Source organism: Burkholderia sp. 3C (assembly GCF_054589155.1).
Map to the genome: position 1 here is coordinate 1 of NZ_BAAILN010000090.1, position 17,202 is coordinate 17,202.

The 17,202-nt window shown below is 72.8% G+C and carries 6 protein-coding genes; all 6 read right to left on the reverse strand.

Annotated elements, in window-relative coordinates:
• Nucleotides 1-2,032: NAD(+) synthase (locus tag ACYP33_RS15710; RefSeq protein WP_459622755.1), on the reverse strand; the 2,032-nt coding region annotated here is incomplete at its 3' end.
• Complete coding sequence (locus ACYP33_RS15715) at nt 2,029-4,500, reverse strand: penicillin acylase family protein (RefSeq protein WP_459622756.1); 2,472 nt, start codon at nt 4,498-4,500, stop codon at nt 2,029-2,031. The genes ACYP33_RS15715 and ACYP33_RS15710, both read right to left, overlap by 4 nt.
• A 29-nt stretch (nt 4,501-4,529) precedes the next feature.
• Nucleotides 4,530-5,828, reverse strand: a complete 1,299-nt coding sequence (locus ACYP33_RS15720) for an amino acid adenylation protein (RefSeq protein WP_459622757.1) — start codon at nt 5,826-5,828, stop codon at nt 4,530-4,532.
• Between the two features lie 60 nt (nt 5,829-5,888).
• Nucleotides 5,889-7,061 (reverse strand): MupA/Atu3671 family FMN-dependent luciferase-like monooxygenase, encoded by a 1,173-nt coding sequence (locus tag ACYP33_RS15725; protein WP_459622758.1) that lies wholly within the window; start codon nt 7,059-7,061, stop codon nt 5,889-5,891.
• A gap of 63 nt (nt 7,062-7,124) precedes the next feature.
• Nucleotides 7,125-10,301, reverse strand: coding sequence for a type I polyketide synthase (locus ACYP33_RS15730; protein ID WP_459622759.1), 3,177 nt, complete (start codon nt 10,299-10,301; stop codon nt 7,125-7,127).
• Nucleotides 10,291-17,136, reverse strand: coding sequence for an amino acid adenylation domain-containing protein (locus ACYP33_RS15735; protein ID WP_459622760.1), 6,846 nt, complete (start codon nt 17,134-17,136; stop codon nt 10,291-10,293). Before ACYP33_RS15735 ends, ACYP33_RS15730 begins: the two co-directional genes overlap by 11 nt.
• Nucleotides 17,137-17,202: the final 66 nt, after the last annotated feature.

Below are 17,202 nucleotides of genomic sequence, written 5' to 3' on the forward strand. Positions count from 1 at the left end.
CGGGCACCGCGCGCGTCAGTTCGTCGAGCCACGCGCGCGCCACCGAGTCGCTCGGCGCGCGCCAGTCGCCGCGCGGCGACAGCGAGCTGCCGGTGGCCACCTTCGGGCCGTTGGGCAGCGCGGAGCGCTTGAACTGGCTGCCCTCGAAGAAACGCTTCACGAACACGCCGAGCCAGCGTTTGATGGCGGCCAGATCGTAGGCGGGACGCACGTCCATCAGCGGCGGCCAGTCGCCGGCCTCGGCGTCGTGCCAAGCATGCCATGCGAGGAACGCGATCTTCGCGGGGCCGAAGCCATAGCGCGTCACGTAGTAGAGGTTGAAATCCTGCAACGCGTAGGGGCCAATCGCCTGCTCGGTCGACTGGCTCGGTTGGCTCGTGTTGCCTGGCACGAGCTCCGGCGAGATCTCGGTCTCGACGATACGCCGCAGGATACCCGCAGTATCGGCGCCGAAGCGCCGCCGGTCCGCCAGCCAGCGCACCATGTGCTGGATCAGCGTCTTCGGCACGGAGCCGTTCACGTTGTAATGCGACATCTGATCGCCGACGCCATAGGTGCACCAGCCGAGCGCCAGCTCGGACAGGTCGCCAGTGCCTATCACGATGGCGCGATTCGCGTTCGCGAGCCGAAACAGGTAGGCGCTGCGGGCGCCGGCCTGGACGTTCTCGTAGGTCACGTCGTAGCGCGCCTCGCCCTGTGCGGCCGGATGGCCGATGTCTGCCAGCGTGCGGTCCGATACCGGCTTGATGTCGATCTCGCGCGCGCTCACGCCGAGCGCGTGCATCAGCGCCCAGGCATTGTCGAGCGTGTGCCGGCTGGTGGCGTAGCCGGGCAGCGTGTAGGCGAGGATGTTGCGGCGGTCCAGGCCGAGCCGGTCCATGGTCAGGGCGCAGACCAGCAGCGCATAGGTGGAGTCGAGCCCGCCCGACACGCCGATTACGACCTGCTCGAGCCCGGTCGCGCGCAGCCGCTTGGCGAGCCCGTGGCTCTGGATCATGATGGTTTCCTCGCAGTTCGCATCGAGCATCGCCACGTCGGCCGGCACGAACGGAAAGCGTTCGAGGCGGCGCTGCAGCGGCCCGCTCGGGCCGCACGGCGGAGCGAGCTCGAAGCCGACGTTGCGGAACGCGCTGCCGCCGAGCGCGCGCGCGCAATCGTCGAAGGTCTGCACGCGCAGGCGCTCCTGCATGATGCGCTGCAGGTCGAGATCGGCCACCAGCAGTTGGGCGGTGTCGGCAAAGCGCTCGGTTTCGGCCAGGATCTCGCCGCTTTCGCAGACGAGTGCGTGGCCGTCCCAGGCCAGGTCGGTGGTGGATTCGCCGCAGCCGGCCGCCGAATAGAGGTAGGCGGCCTGGCAGCGCGCGCTGTGCGAGCGCACGTGCAGCCGGCGATACTCGGACTTGCCGACGGTGATGTTGCTGGCCGACAGGTTCGCGATCACGGTCGCGCCCGCATGCGCCGCGTAGGTGGACGGCGGCACCGGCGCCCAGAGGTCCTCGCAGATCTCCACGCCGAGCACGAGCTCCGGATAGTCGTCGGCGCGAAACAGCAGGTCGGTGCCGAACGGCACCTCGGCGCCGTCCAGACGCAGCGTGCCGCCCGTCACGCCGAGTCCGGAAGCGAAGTAGCGCTTCTCGTAGAACTCCCCATAGTTCGGCAGGTAGCTTTTCGGTACCACGCCGAGGATCCGGCCGCGGTGCAGCACCACTGCGGCGTTGTAGAGGCGGCCGCTCCATTCGAGCGGAGCGCCCGCCACGATCAGTCCGGGGAGCTCGGCCGAGGCGGCGCGCAGCTCGCCGATCGCCCGCTTCACGCCGTCGAGCAGCGCGCGCTGGAAGAACAGCTCGTCGTTGGTGTAGGCCGACAGGCCGAGTTCGGGCAGGATCGTCACCAGCGCGCCACGCCCGGCGGCGTTGCGCGCGAGGCGCAGCGTCGCCTGGAGGTTGGCGGCCGGATCGGCGACGACCACGGGGGGGATGGCGACGGCCACACGCAGGAAGCCGTGGCGGTACATCGAGAAGAAATCGTTCATGGGCGAGGGCGGACGGGTTGGGCGGGCGGGGTGCGACGGGGGGCGTCGGCCGCGCTGGCGGCGAAGGTAACCGATGCGGCCCTCGCGCGTAATTCGCAGCGTGTGACCGTGGCGGCCTGCACCTGCGCGGTCTCGAACGCGAAGTGGCTGGCCGGCGTGCCGAGCGGCGGCGGCGGCCGGCCGTCGCTCCACGCGGTGCCGGGCCGGCTGCGCTGCGCCTGCGGCAGCACGCTATGCACGAGCGGGCGTCCGCCGTCGAACACGATGCTGGCGAGCCAGGTGGTGCCGAAGTTCACGGCATAGCCGTGCGGCGCGAGGCCGGTGGGCAGCGGCACGCGCCCGCGCACGAACTGGGCGAGCCGCTCGCGCGGCGTGAGCGCGCCGACCTGGCTGACGTTGAGCGCGCCGGTCAGGTTCGGGCCGCCGTCAAGCGGTGCGCGCGTGCCGTCGGCGCGCAGCCGGAACTGGAGGTCGCGCAGCGTGGCGTTGGGCGGGAAGCCGGCCGCCGCGAGCTGCTCGACGGCCGTGGCCAGCGCGACGAGCGCCGGCGCCGGGCCGCTGCCCCGCCAGTACGGCAGGCCGCGCGGCGTGTCGAGCGGCGCGGCGGGATCGAAGTCGTGCGCGTAGCCGTGCGCGCCCGCGAGCCATGCCTGCGCGAATTCGCGAAACAGCGGTGCGCCAGGCGCGTCGAGCGCGTCCTCGCGACGCCACGCGCGCAAGATCGCGAGCGCGGGCGCGAGATCGACCCGCGTGCCGCCGCTCGTGGCCACCGGCTCGCGACAGGCCGCGCCGAGCGTGAGCAGGTCGTCGAGCAGCAGGTCGCTTATCGGCACGTGGTTGTCGAGTGTCAGGCGCGCGAGCGCGGCGACCCCGATCGGCCGCACGAGTTCGCACGTGAGCCGCAGGCCATGCCGCGCGCGCGGCGTGAGCGGCGCGTCGAACGCACCGAACAGCGGATGGTGCGCGGGCAACGCGGCGTCGCAATCGATGCGCTGGTACGGGTTGTTGAAGTTGGCGAGCACGCCGCGCGTGCGACGCGCCGGGCGCTGCCCTACGGCACGCGGGCGGCGCGGCGAGAGCGCATGGCGCGGATCGTCGCCGGGCAGCACGACGAGGCCGTGGCGCCTGCGCGCTTGCGCGAGCGGGTGGTCGCCGGCCAGCGCCGCGAGCGTCGCCGCGTCGAGTTCGGGCACGTTGCTGCCGTCGACGTAGCAGGCCTGCCCGGCTGCGTCGATCGCGAGCAGGTTCACCCAGCTCGTGCCGGCCCACTGCGCGAAGCTCTGCTCCAGTTCGTCGAGCGAGCGCGCGGCGCCGATCGCGAGCCAGTGGTCGAGCACATCGGCGTTGCCGGCGTTCGCATTGCCTAGGCAGAACACCCACTCGGGATTCCATTCGGCGAGTCCCGGCACGCTGAGCAGCGGACCGTGGCGCGTTTGCCAGAGATCGCGCTCGTGGGGCCGTGCCTCGCCGCGGATCTCGATCGCGACGCGGCGCTGTTGCATCGGCTCGGGCCGGCCGTCCCAGAAGTAGACGGTCGGGTCGCCCGGCACGAGCCGCAGCCGCTGCAGCACGAATCTCTCGGCGGACGACACCGTGTGCGTCCAGGCCAGCGACGCGTTGAAGCCGAGATTGACGGTTGGGCAGCCGAGGATCGATACGCCGGCCACGTCGAGCGCGCCGGGGATCGTCAGATGCACCTGGTAGAGGCGCAAGCCGTCGTTGAAGCCGAAGTGCGGATTGGCGAGCAGCACGCTCGCACCGCCGGCTGCAGCCTCGTCGCCGATGGCCCAGGCGTTGCTGCCGAGCGGCAGATCGGTGTGGGCCGACCAGGACGGGTCGGCGCGGCTGGCGTCGTCGGCGCCGGCCGCGGCCTTGCCATGCGCGTCGGGCGCCGCAGTCCGCGCCGGTGGTTGCGCCAGCGCGAGCGCCTGCACGAAGCGCCGGCCGCTCGCCTCGTCGGCCAGCGCGAGCAGCAGCGCGGCGATGTCGTTTCGCTGCAGCACGCGCGGCGTGCCGCAAGGCACCAGCGCGAGCGGTTCGCCGGCCTCGACGAGTTCGCTCACGCGCCGGTTGAAGCCGGCCGCGAAGCCGTCGATCAGCGCGTTGGCGTGGCGCGACATTCTCGCCAGGGCGCCGGCGGCCTGGCCGCCGTAGTCGAGCGCGCGGTAGCCGAGGTCGCTGTCGAGGTTGGCGTTGTCGCCGGGTGTTTCGTCGCGGCCATAGTGGCGGCTGCGCTCGCCCAGCAGCGTGACGAGGTGCGCGAGCAGCACGGCCGCGTGATCGTCGGCCACCACGTAGCCGTGGCCGTAGCCAAGCGACTCGAAGTCGTGCGCGTGGATATGCGGCGTGCCGTCGGTGGTACGCGCGATCTCCACCACGATTTCCGCCGGCGCATAGGCCGGCACGGCGGCGAACGACGGGTGCTCGGGAAGATGTGCCAGCGGCGGCGCGGCGGGCGGGGGCGGCATGGGCGGGATCGACGACATGGGCCGCGGCGTCAGGCCAGCTTCAGCGCGTGCGCGCCGTGGTTGGCGACGAAGGCGTCCACGCGCTCCTGCGCGATCGCGTAGTGGCCGCAGTGCAGCGGCGCGGCGTCGAAACCGTCGTCGCAGAGTCCACGGTAGTGTGCGAGCGCGTCGGCCAGTTTCACGTCGCCGCGCGTGGACGGATACTGTCGCGCCGCCGAGAGCAGGCTCGACAGCACGCAGCCGGTGATGCGCCGCTCGGTGCCCGGCGTGGTGTCCACCGGCAGTTGCCGCGCGAATTCGGTCGGGATGTAGGCGAGGTGCTCGAACGGCGCCGGCGCGGCCAGCGCGCCGCCTTCCGAGAACAGGATGTCGCCGTGCGCCTCGAGCCGCGCGATCGCCTGCTCTGGGTTGAAGCAGTGCGGGTCCGAATCGTCGACGATCAGCGTGCCGGGCCGCAGCCGGCTCACCTCGACGACGTCGGGCGCGTTGGTGGCGCCGACGATCAGCGTGGCCTCGTAGGCTTGCGGCGCCACGCCCCGGCTTTCGTGGTGGAACGACAGCTCGCCGCGAAAGCCCAGCTCGTCGCGCACTTCCTGCATCAGCCGCTCGACGTATTCGCGCTTCTGGTAGATGTCGCAGAGGATCAGCCGGCGCGGGTGGGGCAGCACGCTCAGCAGCAGGCGCAGCGTCGACGAGCCGATCGAGCCCAGGCCGATGAAGGCCAGCGTCTCGTCCTCGAGGCGGCGGCCGGCGGTGGCCAGCAGCCGCCGCACCGACAGCACCACGGCCGAGGTGGTGGTGGCGTGGCCGGTGGTGACGGGGGGCAGCGTGTCGTCCTCGGGCACCGCGCGGCCATAGTCGGTGGCCGACGGGATCAGCCCGGTCAGCGATACCATGCGCGCGCCGAGTACCTTCGCGAGCGACTGGCACTGGCGAACCAGACGGACGATGTCGGACTGATCGAGATAGATCTGCGAGTAGAAGCGCGGCAGGATCACCGAGGCGATGCGCCCGGCCGCGAGCGTGCGCACGTTCGCGAAGATCGGCAGGTCGTGGCAGAGCGCGTGCGTGAAGTGGTGCGTGTCGAGCTGCGGATTCTGCCGCAGCAGGCGGTCCGACAGGCAGCCGACGGCCACCGCGTCCACCGGTTCGAGTTCGCCCGCCGCGTAGAGCGACAGCAGCGGGCGGCGGTCGACCGACAGGTGGGGCGTGAGGGCCTCGCGCAGCGCGGCCGGGGCGGCGGCCGTCTCGCGTTTCATGGCGGTCAGGCGTTGCAGCAGCAGGGCTTTCTTCTCGGCGGACAAATCGGCGAATCGGTCAGTGTTCATGTTCGGGAGCGGGTACGGGTTGACGGGGGGCGCGCCGGGCGAGTGCGGCTCGGGGCGCGCTCAGGCGACCGGCGCGGCGGCGGCCGGCGATGCCTGCGCCTGCGCGTCGGCGAATTCGCGGCGCAGCGCGGCAAGCTTGCGCAAGCCGGCCATCACGGTGTCGGCGGACAGGCCGAAGTCGACCAGACAGGCCACCTCGTCCACGCCGGCCTCGGTGAGCTGGTTCAGCATCTCGATGCACTTGGCGCGATCGCCGAGCAGCGAGCTGAAATTGAAGTAGCGCTCGAACGCGAAATCGAGGATCGACTCCTTCGCGCCCTCCAGCCGCGCGACTTCCTCTGCCGGCATCAGGCTGCGGAACTGGCGCACGTAATCTTCCAGATAGTCGGTCAGCGGCGCGCGCACCTGCCGCTTGACCGCGGCCAGATCGTCGTCGATGAAGGTGTGCAGCGTCACGGTGATCTTGCCGCCGGCCGGGTCGAACCCGGCCGCGAGCCGCTCCTCGCGGTACAGCTTGATCTTCTCGCGCAGGTCGGCCAGCGATGGCCCCATCAGGCACAGCACGTTGGCGCCGAGCCGCGCGGCGCGGCTCCAGGTCTCGCGCGAGGCCCCCGTGAGCCAGAACGAGAAGGCCGGCTGGACCGGGCGCGGGAACGTGCGGATCTCGGTGGGCTTGCCGCCCACGCCGGCCAGCGTGAGGGGTTCGCCGGCCCACAGCCGGCGGATGGTGTCGATCGCGGGCTCCAGCGTCTCGCGCCGCGTCTCGAACGCGTCGGGACGGAATGCGAAATCGTCGCGGTGCCAGCCACTCGCGAACGACAACGCCACGCGCCCGCCCGACAGGTTGTCGACGATCGCCCATTCCTCGGCCACGCGTACCGGATCGTGCAGCGGCACCACCACGCTGCCGGCGCGCAACTGGATGCGGCGCGTGACCATGGCGAGCGCGGCGGCCAGCACGGCCGGGTTGGGATAGAGCCCGCCGAAGGTCTGGAAATGGCGCTCGGGCGTCCAGATCGCGCTGAAGCCCTCGGCGTCGGCAAGCCGCGCCGCGTCCATCAGCAGGTCGTATTTTCCGGCCGTCCCGCCGGAGCCGTCGGACGAAAAAAACAGCAGGCCGAAGTCGAGCGGCCGGCCGGCCGGCCGGATCGTTCGCTTCTGTTCGAGCCGCGCCTTCAGCGCGGCTTTCTGCGCATCGCTCAACTGATTGACGCGTTCGTGCAGGTTGGTCATGGCAGGGTTCCTCGCTCGGGCCACGAGTCGCGCGGCCTTCGGTTCGCGGTCATGGGGGGCCGTTCAAGTTTGCTTCAGCAGTTCGCGCACGTCGTCGTCCGACAGTTGCGACATCTCGTTGAGCAGCGCGTCCAGATCGGCGTCGTCGGTCTTGCCGAGCAGCTTGCCGGTGATCACGTCGGACAGCTCCGCGACGGTGGGCCGCCTCAGCATGTCGGACGGGTTGATCGCCACGCCGAACGACTGATTGATGCGGCCGACGACCTGCAGCGCCAGCAGCGAGTTTCCGCCGAGGTCGAAGAAGCTGTCGTCGGGCCCGATCGGGCGATCGCCGAGCGCGTCGCGCCAGATCGCGGTCAGTTGTTCGTGCAGCGCGGCGGTGCCGTCTTCTTCTGGAGAGGCCATGGGCAGTCCTTCATCGGTGGGTTGAACGGAAGCGGAAGCGGGAACGGGCTCGGCCGCGTCGGCCGGGGCCGGCGTAGCGGCTGCGGCCGGGGTGAGCGGGCCGGACGGCGCGAGCGGTGCCGCCGTGGCAGGCGCGGCGGCCGGCACGACACGCTCGATCCAGGCGCGCCGGCGCGTGAACGGCATGGTCGGCAGCGGCGCGAGCGGGGCGCTGGCGGCGGCGTCGAGCACGCGCCAGTCGAGCCGGACGTCGAGGCACCAGAGTTGCCCGAACGCCTGCAGAAGGGCGCGTGCCTCGTCGTCGGGCGCGCCGCCGAGACTCGGCAGCACCGTATGGCGTGCTTCGACGAAGCCGCGCGCGGCGCTCGTCAGGGTGCGGCTGGGGCCGAGTTCGAGCACCACGGCGGCCGCGCCGGCCAGATCCGCGAGCGCGGCCTGCAAAGCCTGCTGGTAGCGCACCGGCGCGCGCAACTGGCCGACCCAGTAGGCCGGGTCGATCGCCTCGGCGTCGGTCAGCCGGCGGCCGGTGACGGTCGAATGGATCGGCAGCGCCGGCGCGCGCAGCGCGATGCCGTCGAAGGCTGCGCGGAAGCGTTCGAGCACCGGCTCCATCAGCGGCGAATGGAACGCGTGCGAGGTGTCGAGCCGCTTGTGGACGACGCGTTGCGCGGTCAGTTGCGCCTCGAGCGCGGCAATGCCGGCGAGGCTGCCCGACACCGCGCAGGCGGCCGGGCCGTTGACGGCGGAGATCACGCAGGTCTTCGCCTCGGCAGGGCTGGCGGCCAGCAGCGTGGCGAGCGCGGTCTCGCCGAGCGGCACGGCCAGCATCGCGCCGGCCGGCGCCTGCTGCATCGCTGCCCCGCGCGCCACCACGAGCCGCAGCGCGTCGCGCAGGCTCGTCACGTTGGCGAGCGTGGCGGCCACCAGCTCGCCGAGGCTGTGGCCCACCAGCGCGGCCGGCACGATGCCTGCGTCGAGCCAGAAGCGGCCGAGCGCCCATTCGAGCGCGAACAGCGCGGGCTGGGCGCCGGCGGTGGTGTCCAGGCGCAGGCCCGAGCGCGGGTCGTGGCCGTCGGCGACGAGCGCGGCCAGCTCGATGCCGTGGTCCTCGCGCAGCCAGCGCGCGGCCTCGTCGAGCCGGGCCGCGAGGTGCGGCTGCCGGCTCGCCGCCAGCATGCCCATGCCGCGTTTCTGCGCGCCCTGGCCTGTGAATTGCAGTACCACCGACGGCGCGCCGGACGCGGGCCGGTGGGCGCCTTCGGCCGGCACCGCCGGCGCGGCGCGGGCGGCCAGCCGCTCGAACTCGCGCACCGCCTCGGCGGCGTCGGCGGCCACCACGAAGCCGCGATGGCGCCGCGCGCGGCGCTGGTGCTGCAGCGTGCGCGCCGCGGCGTCGAGCGAGGGCGGCGCCGTGGCGCGCCAGACCTCGGCCAGGCGCCGCGCATAGTCGGCGAGGCCCGCCTCCGAGGTCGCGCTGAACGGCAGCAGGCGCGCGCGCGGCGTGCCGGCGTCGGCCTGCGGTGCCGCGGCGGCGTCCGGTGCCTGTTCGAGGATCAGGTGCGCGTTGGTGCCGCCGATGCCGAACGAACTGACGCTGGCGCGGCGCGGCAGCCGGTCGGCGGGCCACGGGCGCGCGTCGCGGATCACGTAGAACGGGCTGTCGGCGAGCCGCAGCTCCGGGTTGGGTGCCTCGAAGTTCAGGCTTGGCGGCAGCACGCCGTGGCGCACCGCCTGCACGGCCTTGATGAGCCCGGCGATGCCGGCGGCCGCGCCGACATGGCCGATATTGCTCTTCAGCGAGGAGATGCCGCAGAAGCCGATGCGATCGGTGTCGAGCCGGAACGCCCGGGTCAGCGCGGCGATCTCGATTGGGTCGCCGAGCGGCGTGGCGGTGCCGTGCGTCTCGACGTAGCCGATCGTTTCGGCGCTGACGCCGGCGGTGGCCATCGCCTCGGCGATCACGCGTGCCTGGCCGTCCACGCTCGGCGCCGTGTAGCCGATCTTGATCGCGCCGTCATTGTTCACCGAGGTGCCGCGGATCACGGCCAGCACCGGCACGCCGCGTTCGACGGCATCCTCGAGTCGCATCAGCGCGACCACGCCCACCCCGGCGCCGTCGAGCGTGCCCTTCGCGGCCTGGTCGAACGGCCGGCAGTGGCCGTCCGGCGAGAGGATGCCGCCCGGCGTGTGCAGATAGCCCTCTGGATCGAACGCGGGTATCGCCGCCGAGCCGGCCAGCACCATGTCGCATTCATGGTTCAGCAGCGCACCGCAGCCGAGATGCACGGCCACCAGCCCGGTCGAGCAGGCCGTGTTGAGACTGATGCTCGGGCCGGTCAGGTCGAGCCGGTATGACAGCAGCGTGGCGGCCGAGTCCTTGCGGTTGATCATTTGCAGCGACTCGATGCCGACCGAGCGGACCACGTCGGGGTTCGGCAGCAGGTGCTCCTCGAGGTAGCGGCTCAGCCGCACGCCGGCGTAGACGCCCACCGTGAGGTCGCCGCCGGGCACGTGGCCGGCCTGTTCGAGCGCCTCGTGCGCACACTCCATCAGCAGGCGCAGCTGCGGGTCGGTGATCTCGGCCTCGCGCGTCGTCATCCCGAAGCACTCGGCGTCGAAGCCCTTCACGTCGTCGATCAGCGGCCGTGCCTTCACATAGTGCGGCGCGTCGCTCGACTCGCGCGGCACGCCGGCCGCCGCGAGTTCCTCGTCGGAGAAGCGCCGGATCGATTCGCGCCCCGCCACCACGTTGTGCCAGAGCGCGTCCGCGTCGGCCGCGCCGGGAAAGCGCCCGGCGATGCCGACCACCGCGATGCCCTCGAGTTCATGATTCATGTTCGTTTCTCCCCTGTCGGCGCGCGGTGGCGCCGGTGTTGCGGTGTTTGCGCTGTTCGATTCGGCGGCGCGCGGCGGCCGACAGCAACGGTTCGCGTGCGCCGTGATCGGCGCCGCCTGGCTGGCCGCCGGGCGGGGCGATGCCGCCGCCCGCGTCGAGGAAGGCGGCCAGCAACTCGACGGTCGGATGGCGGAACAGGTCGACGATCGGCAGCTCGCGGCCGAAGCGTGCGAGCAGTGCCGCTTGTACCGAGATCAACTGCATCGAGTTGCCGCCCAGCTCGAAGAAGCTGGTCCGGGTATCGATTTCGTGATGGCCGAGCGCATGTGCCCAGATCTGCGCGATGCCCGCCTCGGTGGTGCTGGCCGGCAGGTGCCGGACCTCGCGGGAGCCGGTCCGTACCACGGGCTCGGGCAGCCGGCGGCGGTCGATCTTGCCGGTGATGGTGGTCGGCATCGCGTCGATCACCTGCAGCGAGACCGGCACCATGTAGGACGGCAGCTCGCGTTCGAGATGGCGGCGCAGCGCGCGCTCCGGGTCGTCCGGCGCCGTGCCCAGCACCACGTAGGCGGCCAGTTGCGGCTGGCCGTCGGCGTCCTCGAACACCTTGACGGCCGCGTGCTCGACGCCGCTCATGCGCCCCAGCGCGGCCTCGATCTCGCCGGGCTCGACGCGGTTGCCGCGGATCTTCACCTGCGCGTCGGTGCGGCCCATCAGGTCGATGCTGCCGTCGTCGAGCCGGCGGCCGATGTCGCCGGTGCGGTAGAGGATCGGGCCGTGAGCATCGGCGCTCGCCGCGAACGGGTTCGGGATGAATGCCTCGACGGTGCGCCCGGTGTCGTTCGCATAGCCGCGCGTGATGCCGATGCCGTCGATATGAACCTCGCCGAACGTGCCGATCGGCACCTCGCGCCGATGTGCGTCGAGCACCCGCACCTGCGTGTTCGGATTCGGCAGCCCGACTGGCAGGCGCGGCAGCCGCAGGTCGCCGCGGGTCACGAGGTGGTTGGCCGAGGTCATGGTGGCCTCGGTCGGCCCGTACTGGTTGACGATGCGCAGGTCATCGCCGAACACGGCCCAGGCGCGCGTGCAGTCCTCGGCACTCAGCCGCTCGCCGCACGGCATCAGCGTATCGAGCCGCAGTTCGCCGGGCGCACCGCGCGTCTCGGCGACCGTCAGGATCGAGCGCAGCAGGGTGGGCGTGATGCTGAACACCTTGCTGATGCGCTCGCGCGCGAGCCGCGTCAGCAACGCGGCCGGATCGCGCGCGACCTCGGGCGGCAGCAGCACGGCGGCGGCGCCGGCGGCCCAGGCGCCGAACAGGTCGCGCACCGACGGATCGAAGTTAAAGTTCGTGATCTGCAGCACGCGATCCTCGGGCCGCACCTCGCGCGACTCGACCAGGAACACGAGGTCATGGGCGACACCGCGGTGCGGCACCATCACGCTCTTGGGCGTGCCGGTCGAGCCCGAGGTGGTGATGACGTAGGCCAGATCGCCGGGAGCCGGATCGCGGCGCGCGCCCATCGCGCCCGGCGCGGGCCGCGAGGCCGCGCACGGGTCGATCACGGTGCCCGCGAAGCCGAGCGCCGCGGCGCGTTGGCCGGCCTCGGCCAGCAGTACCGTGATGCCGACCGAGTGCAGGATCTGGCGAATCCGCTCGTCAGGCCATTCGGGATCGAGGGGCACGTAGGCGCAGCCGGCCACGAGCGTGCCGAGCAGCGCCACCGCGCGGGTCATCGAGCGTCCCATCAGCACGCCGACCGGCGCCTCGCGCGGTACGTTCTCGGCCAGCAGCGCGCCAGCCAGCCGTTCGGCCGCCTCGAGCAGGCCGGCGTAGGGTAGCGAGGCGTCGCCGTCGATCACGGCAGCCCGGTCTGGCCAGCGCGCCGCGCTGGCCCGCACCAGCTCGACGATGGTGGCTTCGCGCGGCGCGCGCGAGACGCGCGCCGGCAGTGCGGAGAGTTCGTCGGCGAGCGCTGGCGAGAGCAGCGCGAGCTCGTGCAGCGGGCTGTGCGGGGCGGCGGTGACCTGTTCCAGCACGAAGCGGTACATCTCGATCAGGCGCCGGATGGTGGACGGCGCAAACAGCGCCGTGTCGTATTCGACATAGCCGGACAGCCGGCCGTCGCGCTCGAGCAGGTGCATGTTCAGGTCGTACTTGGCCGAGCCGGGCAGCGCATCGATCCGCTCGACGGCGAGCTCGGGCATGTCGAGCCCGTCGAGCGCGCCGGTGTCCATCACGAACAGGATCTGGAACAGCGGTGCGTAGGCCAGGTGGCGAGCCGGCTTCAGTTGCTCGACGAGTCGCTCGAACGGCATGTCCTGGTGCGCGTAGGCATCGAGCAGCGTGCGTCGCGTGGCATTGAGCAACGCATTGAACGGTTGCGTGTCGTCGACCTGCTGGCGAATCACCAGCGTGTTGACGAACAGCCCCACCAGATCCTCGAGTTCGGGGCGAAGCCGGTTCGCCACCGGCGTGCCCACCACCACCTCGGCGCGTTGCGTGAGCCGTGCGACGAGCGCCTGGAACGCGGCCAGCGCGAGCATGAAGGGCGACGCGCCGTGCCCGCGCGCGACCTCGGCGAGCCTGGCCGAAAGCGCGTCGGGCAGCACGAACGGCTCGGTTCGCCCCGCGTGCAGCGCGACCTCGGGGCGCCGGTAGTCGGTGGGCAGCGTCGAGAGTTCGGGCAGCCCGGCGAGCTGGCTGGTCCAGTAGGCATCGAGCCGCGCGAGCCGCTCGCCGGACAGCCAGTCGCGGTGCCATTGCGCGTAGTCGAAGTAGCTGACGGGCAGCGGCGGCAGCGCGGCGTCCGTGCCCGCGCGTGCCGCCGCGTAGAGCGGGCCCAGCTCGTCTCGCACGATGCCGGCCGACCAGCCGTCGCAGACGATGTGATGCATCGACAGCACCAGCACGTGCTGGTCCGCGCCCGTGGCGAGCAGATGGGCGCGCAGCGTGGTGTCGCGCGCCAGGTCGAACGGCCGGTTCGCCAGTTCGCGAACCGTGGCGGCGAGCGCGTCCGGCGCCACCGGCACCGCGGCCAGCGCGGCGAACCCGGGTGCGCACGGCGTCTGGACGGTGCGTTCGCCGTCCGCCGAGAACGCGACCGACAGCACAGGGTGGCGCGTCACCAGCGCGTCGAGCGCGCGCCCGAGCGCGGCCACGTCGAGCGGCCCCACGAGCTTCAGCGCGATCGACATGTTGTAGGTCGAGGCGCTGCCCTCGACGCGCGCGAGGAACGCCATGCGCTGCTGCGCGGGCGAGAGCGGATACGGGGCCGCCGCGTCGCGGCGCGCGATCGGCGCGCCGTCGAATCGGCCGGCGGCTTCCGCGGCCACCTCGCCGGCCACCTCGCGGCCGGCGTCCGGCACCGCGACGCCGCGCGCCGCGAGCCGTTCGGCCAGCTCGCGCACGGTCGGTGCCTCGAATACGTCGCCGATGTCGAGCGCGAGGCCGTGATGGTTCACGAGCCGGGTCACGGCCCGCGTGGCGAGCAGCGAGTGGCCGCCGAGTGCGAAGAAGCTGTCGTGACGCCCCACGCGCGCGAGGCCGAGCAGCTCGCGCCAGACCTCGGCGATGCGGGCCTCCAGCGCGCCCTGCGGCGCCTCGTGGGGCGGCGCGTCGGCCGTGGGCAGGGTGCCGGCGTCGAGCGCGGCCAGCGCGCGCCGGTCGAGCTTGCCGCTCGGGGTGAGCGGCAGCGCCGCGAGCGGCACGATCGCCTGCGGCACCGCGAAGGCCGGCAGCCGGCCGCGCACGGCGCCGAGCAGGCGCGCGGCGTCCAGGCCGGTAGCGGCGCCCGGCTCGGCGACGACGAACGCGAGCAGCCGCTCGTCGCCGGCCTCGCCGCGCCTCACGCTGGCGGCGGCGCGCGCCACGCCCGGCTGTGCCTCGAGCACGGCCTCGATCTCGCCCAGCTCGATGCGAAAGCCGCGCAGCTTGGTCTGCAGGTCGCGGCGGCCGAGGAACACGAAATCGCCGTCGGGGCGCCGCCGCACCCGGTCGCCGGTGCGATAGAAGCGCTCGCCGGGCGCGGCGAACGCGGGCACGAAGAAGCGCTCGGCGTTCAGCTCGGGGCGGCCCACGTAGCCGTCGCCGACGCCGATGCCGCCCACCAGCAGCTCGCCCGCCATGCCGTCGGGCACCGGCCGGTCGTGTTCGTCGACGGCCACCAGCTTGAAGCCGGGCAGGGCCGCGCCGATCGGCACCACGGCCGGCCAGTGGTCGAGCGACGTGGGCAGGCGCTTGTAGGCGCAGACGTCCGAGCATTCCGTCGGCCCGTAGGTGTTGACAATCTCGGTGCGCTGCGGCGCCTCGCGCAGCCAGTCGTCGAGCGGCCCGAGCGAGATCGGCTCGCCGCCGAGGAACGCGTGGCGCAGGGTCTCGATGCCACGCCAGCCGTTGGCCGCGTCCGCCTCGACGATCGCGTAGAACATGCTCGGCGTGCAGTTGACCACGCTCACGCGCTGCCGCGCGATGTCGGCCACCACGCTCGGCGCATCGAAATCGGCGCGGCTCTTGATGATGAGCGTGCCGCCGTGCAGCAGCGGCGCGAACAGGTTCTTCTGGGTCAGGTCGAAGCTGAGCGCGCTCAGCAGCAGCACGCGGGTGTACGCGTGGAAGCCGAAGGTGTCGGCGTACCAGTGCAGCAGGTTGACGAAGTTGCGCTGTGTGACGACGGCGCCCTTGGGGCGGCCGGTCGAGCCCGAGGTGAAGATTACGTAGAGCGGCAGCGCCATCGGGTCGGCACCGGGCGCGAGCGCGAGTTCGGGCGCGTGCGCCGGCTGCGCGGCCGCCTGCGCGTGCAGCTGCTCGAGCGCGAGCACGGTGGTGCCGCCGAGCACCGGCGCGGGCGGCTCGACGATCGCGAGCGTGGGTCGCGCGTCGTCGACCATCGCCTGCAGGCGCTCGGCCGGGTAGGCCGGGTCCATCGGAATGTAGGCGGCGCCTGCCATGCCGATCGCGAGCACCACGGCGACCAGGCGTGCCGAGGGCGGCAGGCAGACGCCCACGCGGTCGCCCGGTGCCACGCCGGCGGCTATCAGCGCACGCGCGTAGCGGTTCGCGAGCGCGTCGAGTTCGCCGTAGCGCAGGCTGCCGCCGGGCGCGACGATCGCCAGCGCCTGCGGCGTGCGCGCGGCGGCGGCGGCGACCAGCGCGTGGACCGGCACGGGCGGCCGCTCGACCGTGTTGTCGCGCCATCCGCGCGCGAGGCGCGCGAAGTCGGCGGCCTCGCTCGGATCGAGCTGGCCGAGCGGCCGTTCGGGCGATGCCGAAGCATCGGCCACGAGTCGCTCCAGCAGCAGCAGGTAGCGGCGCGCGAGGTCGGCGATCCAGCCGCCGTCGAAGCGGTCGGCACGGTATTCGAAGGCCAGTTCGGCGTCGTCGCCGTCATCCTCCACCAGCAGCGTCAGGTCGAACTTGGTCTGCGACGGCGCGAGCGGCAGCGCGGCGACCGCCAGCGCGTCGAGCGCGAACGAGGCGGCCGAGGCCGGCTGCATCGCGAACATCGCCTGGAACAACGGCGCGCCGGCCGGCCGGTCGATCGCGCGCAGCACCTGTTCGAACGGCAGCTCGGCGTGGATCAGCGCATCGCGCACGGTGCTCGACGCCGCCTCCAGGAACTGGCCGATCGGCCGGTCGAGCGCGCAGTCGAAGCGCAGCGCCACGGTGTTGGCGACGAAGCCGACGAGGGCCTGCCATTCGGCGTGGGTGCGGTTCGCGATCGGCGTGCCGATCACCACGTCCTCCTCGCCGGCGTAGCGGCTGAGCAGCGCGGCGAAGCCCGCCACCAGCAGCGTGAAGCGCGTGAGCCGGTGTTGCCGCGCATGTGCGTCGAGCGTCTCGCGCAGCGCGGCCGGCAGCGCCAGGCGCAGCGTGGCGGCCGGCTGTTCGGCCGAGCCGGGCCGGTCGGCCGGCAGCGCGAGCGCGGGCGCGGGCCGCGCGAAGCGCTCGCGCCAGTAGTCGCGCGCCGCGCGCTGCTCGCGCGAGCCGAGGCGCCGCTGCTGCCAGCGCACGAAATCGGCGAAGCGGCGGGCCGGCGCCGAGCCCCGGCCCGTGCCGTCGCCATGGCTGCCGTGGTTGCCGGTTCGGGCGGACAGGCCGGACGTAACGGACGTAACGGACGTAACGGCCTTCGCGCGGGCCGCCGCGTAACCGGCGGCGATCTCCTGCATCAGCAGGCCCACCGAGACGCCGTCGCAGCAGACGTGATGCAGCACGATTACCAGCAGATGGCGCGCGTGGCCGGTGCGCAGCAGGCGCACACGGCACGGCCATTCGGCGGCCAGATCGAAGCGGCGGTCGGCCTCGCCGCGCGCGAAGGCGAGCGCGTCCAGCTCGCTCATGCGCGTCACCGGCAGCGAGAACGCGTCCGCCGCGTCGACGCGCGCCAGCCATTGCCCATCCGCCTCGACGAAGCGCGTGCGCAGCGCCTCGTGGTGCCGCAGCACGGCCGCGAAGGCGTGCGCGAGCGCGTCCGTGTCGAGCGCGCCGTCGATCGCGAACAGGGCCGGCAGGTGGTAGGCCGCGTGGTGGGCGAGCCGGCTGGCCAGCACCATCTGCTGCTGGCCGTCCGACAGCGGGCCGTCGCCGGCCGTGTCGCCGCCATCACCGGCATCGGCTGCCGCCTCGGGCGGGGCGACGTCGCGCGCGCGGGCCGCCTGCGCGTCAAGCGAGTCGAGCAGGTCGAGGATCTCGGCCTTGCGGTCGCGGATCTGCTCGATCAGGCCCGCCGTCAGCATGCCGGGTGCGGCGTCGGCCGCCAGCTGGCCGGCCTTCGCGTAGAGGCGGATGCCGCGCTGCTGCAGATCGGCCACGAAGCTCACGGTACTCACAACAGCACCTCCTCCCGGGCGCCGCCGGGCTCGTCGGCGGCGCCGGAGCGCGCCGCCAGTAACGTG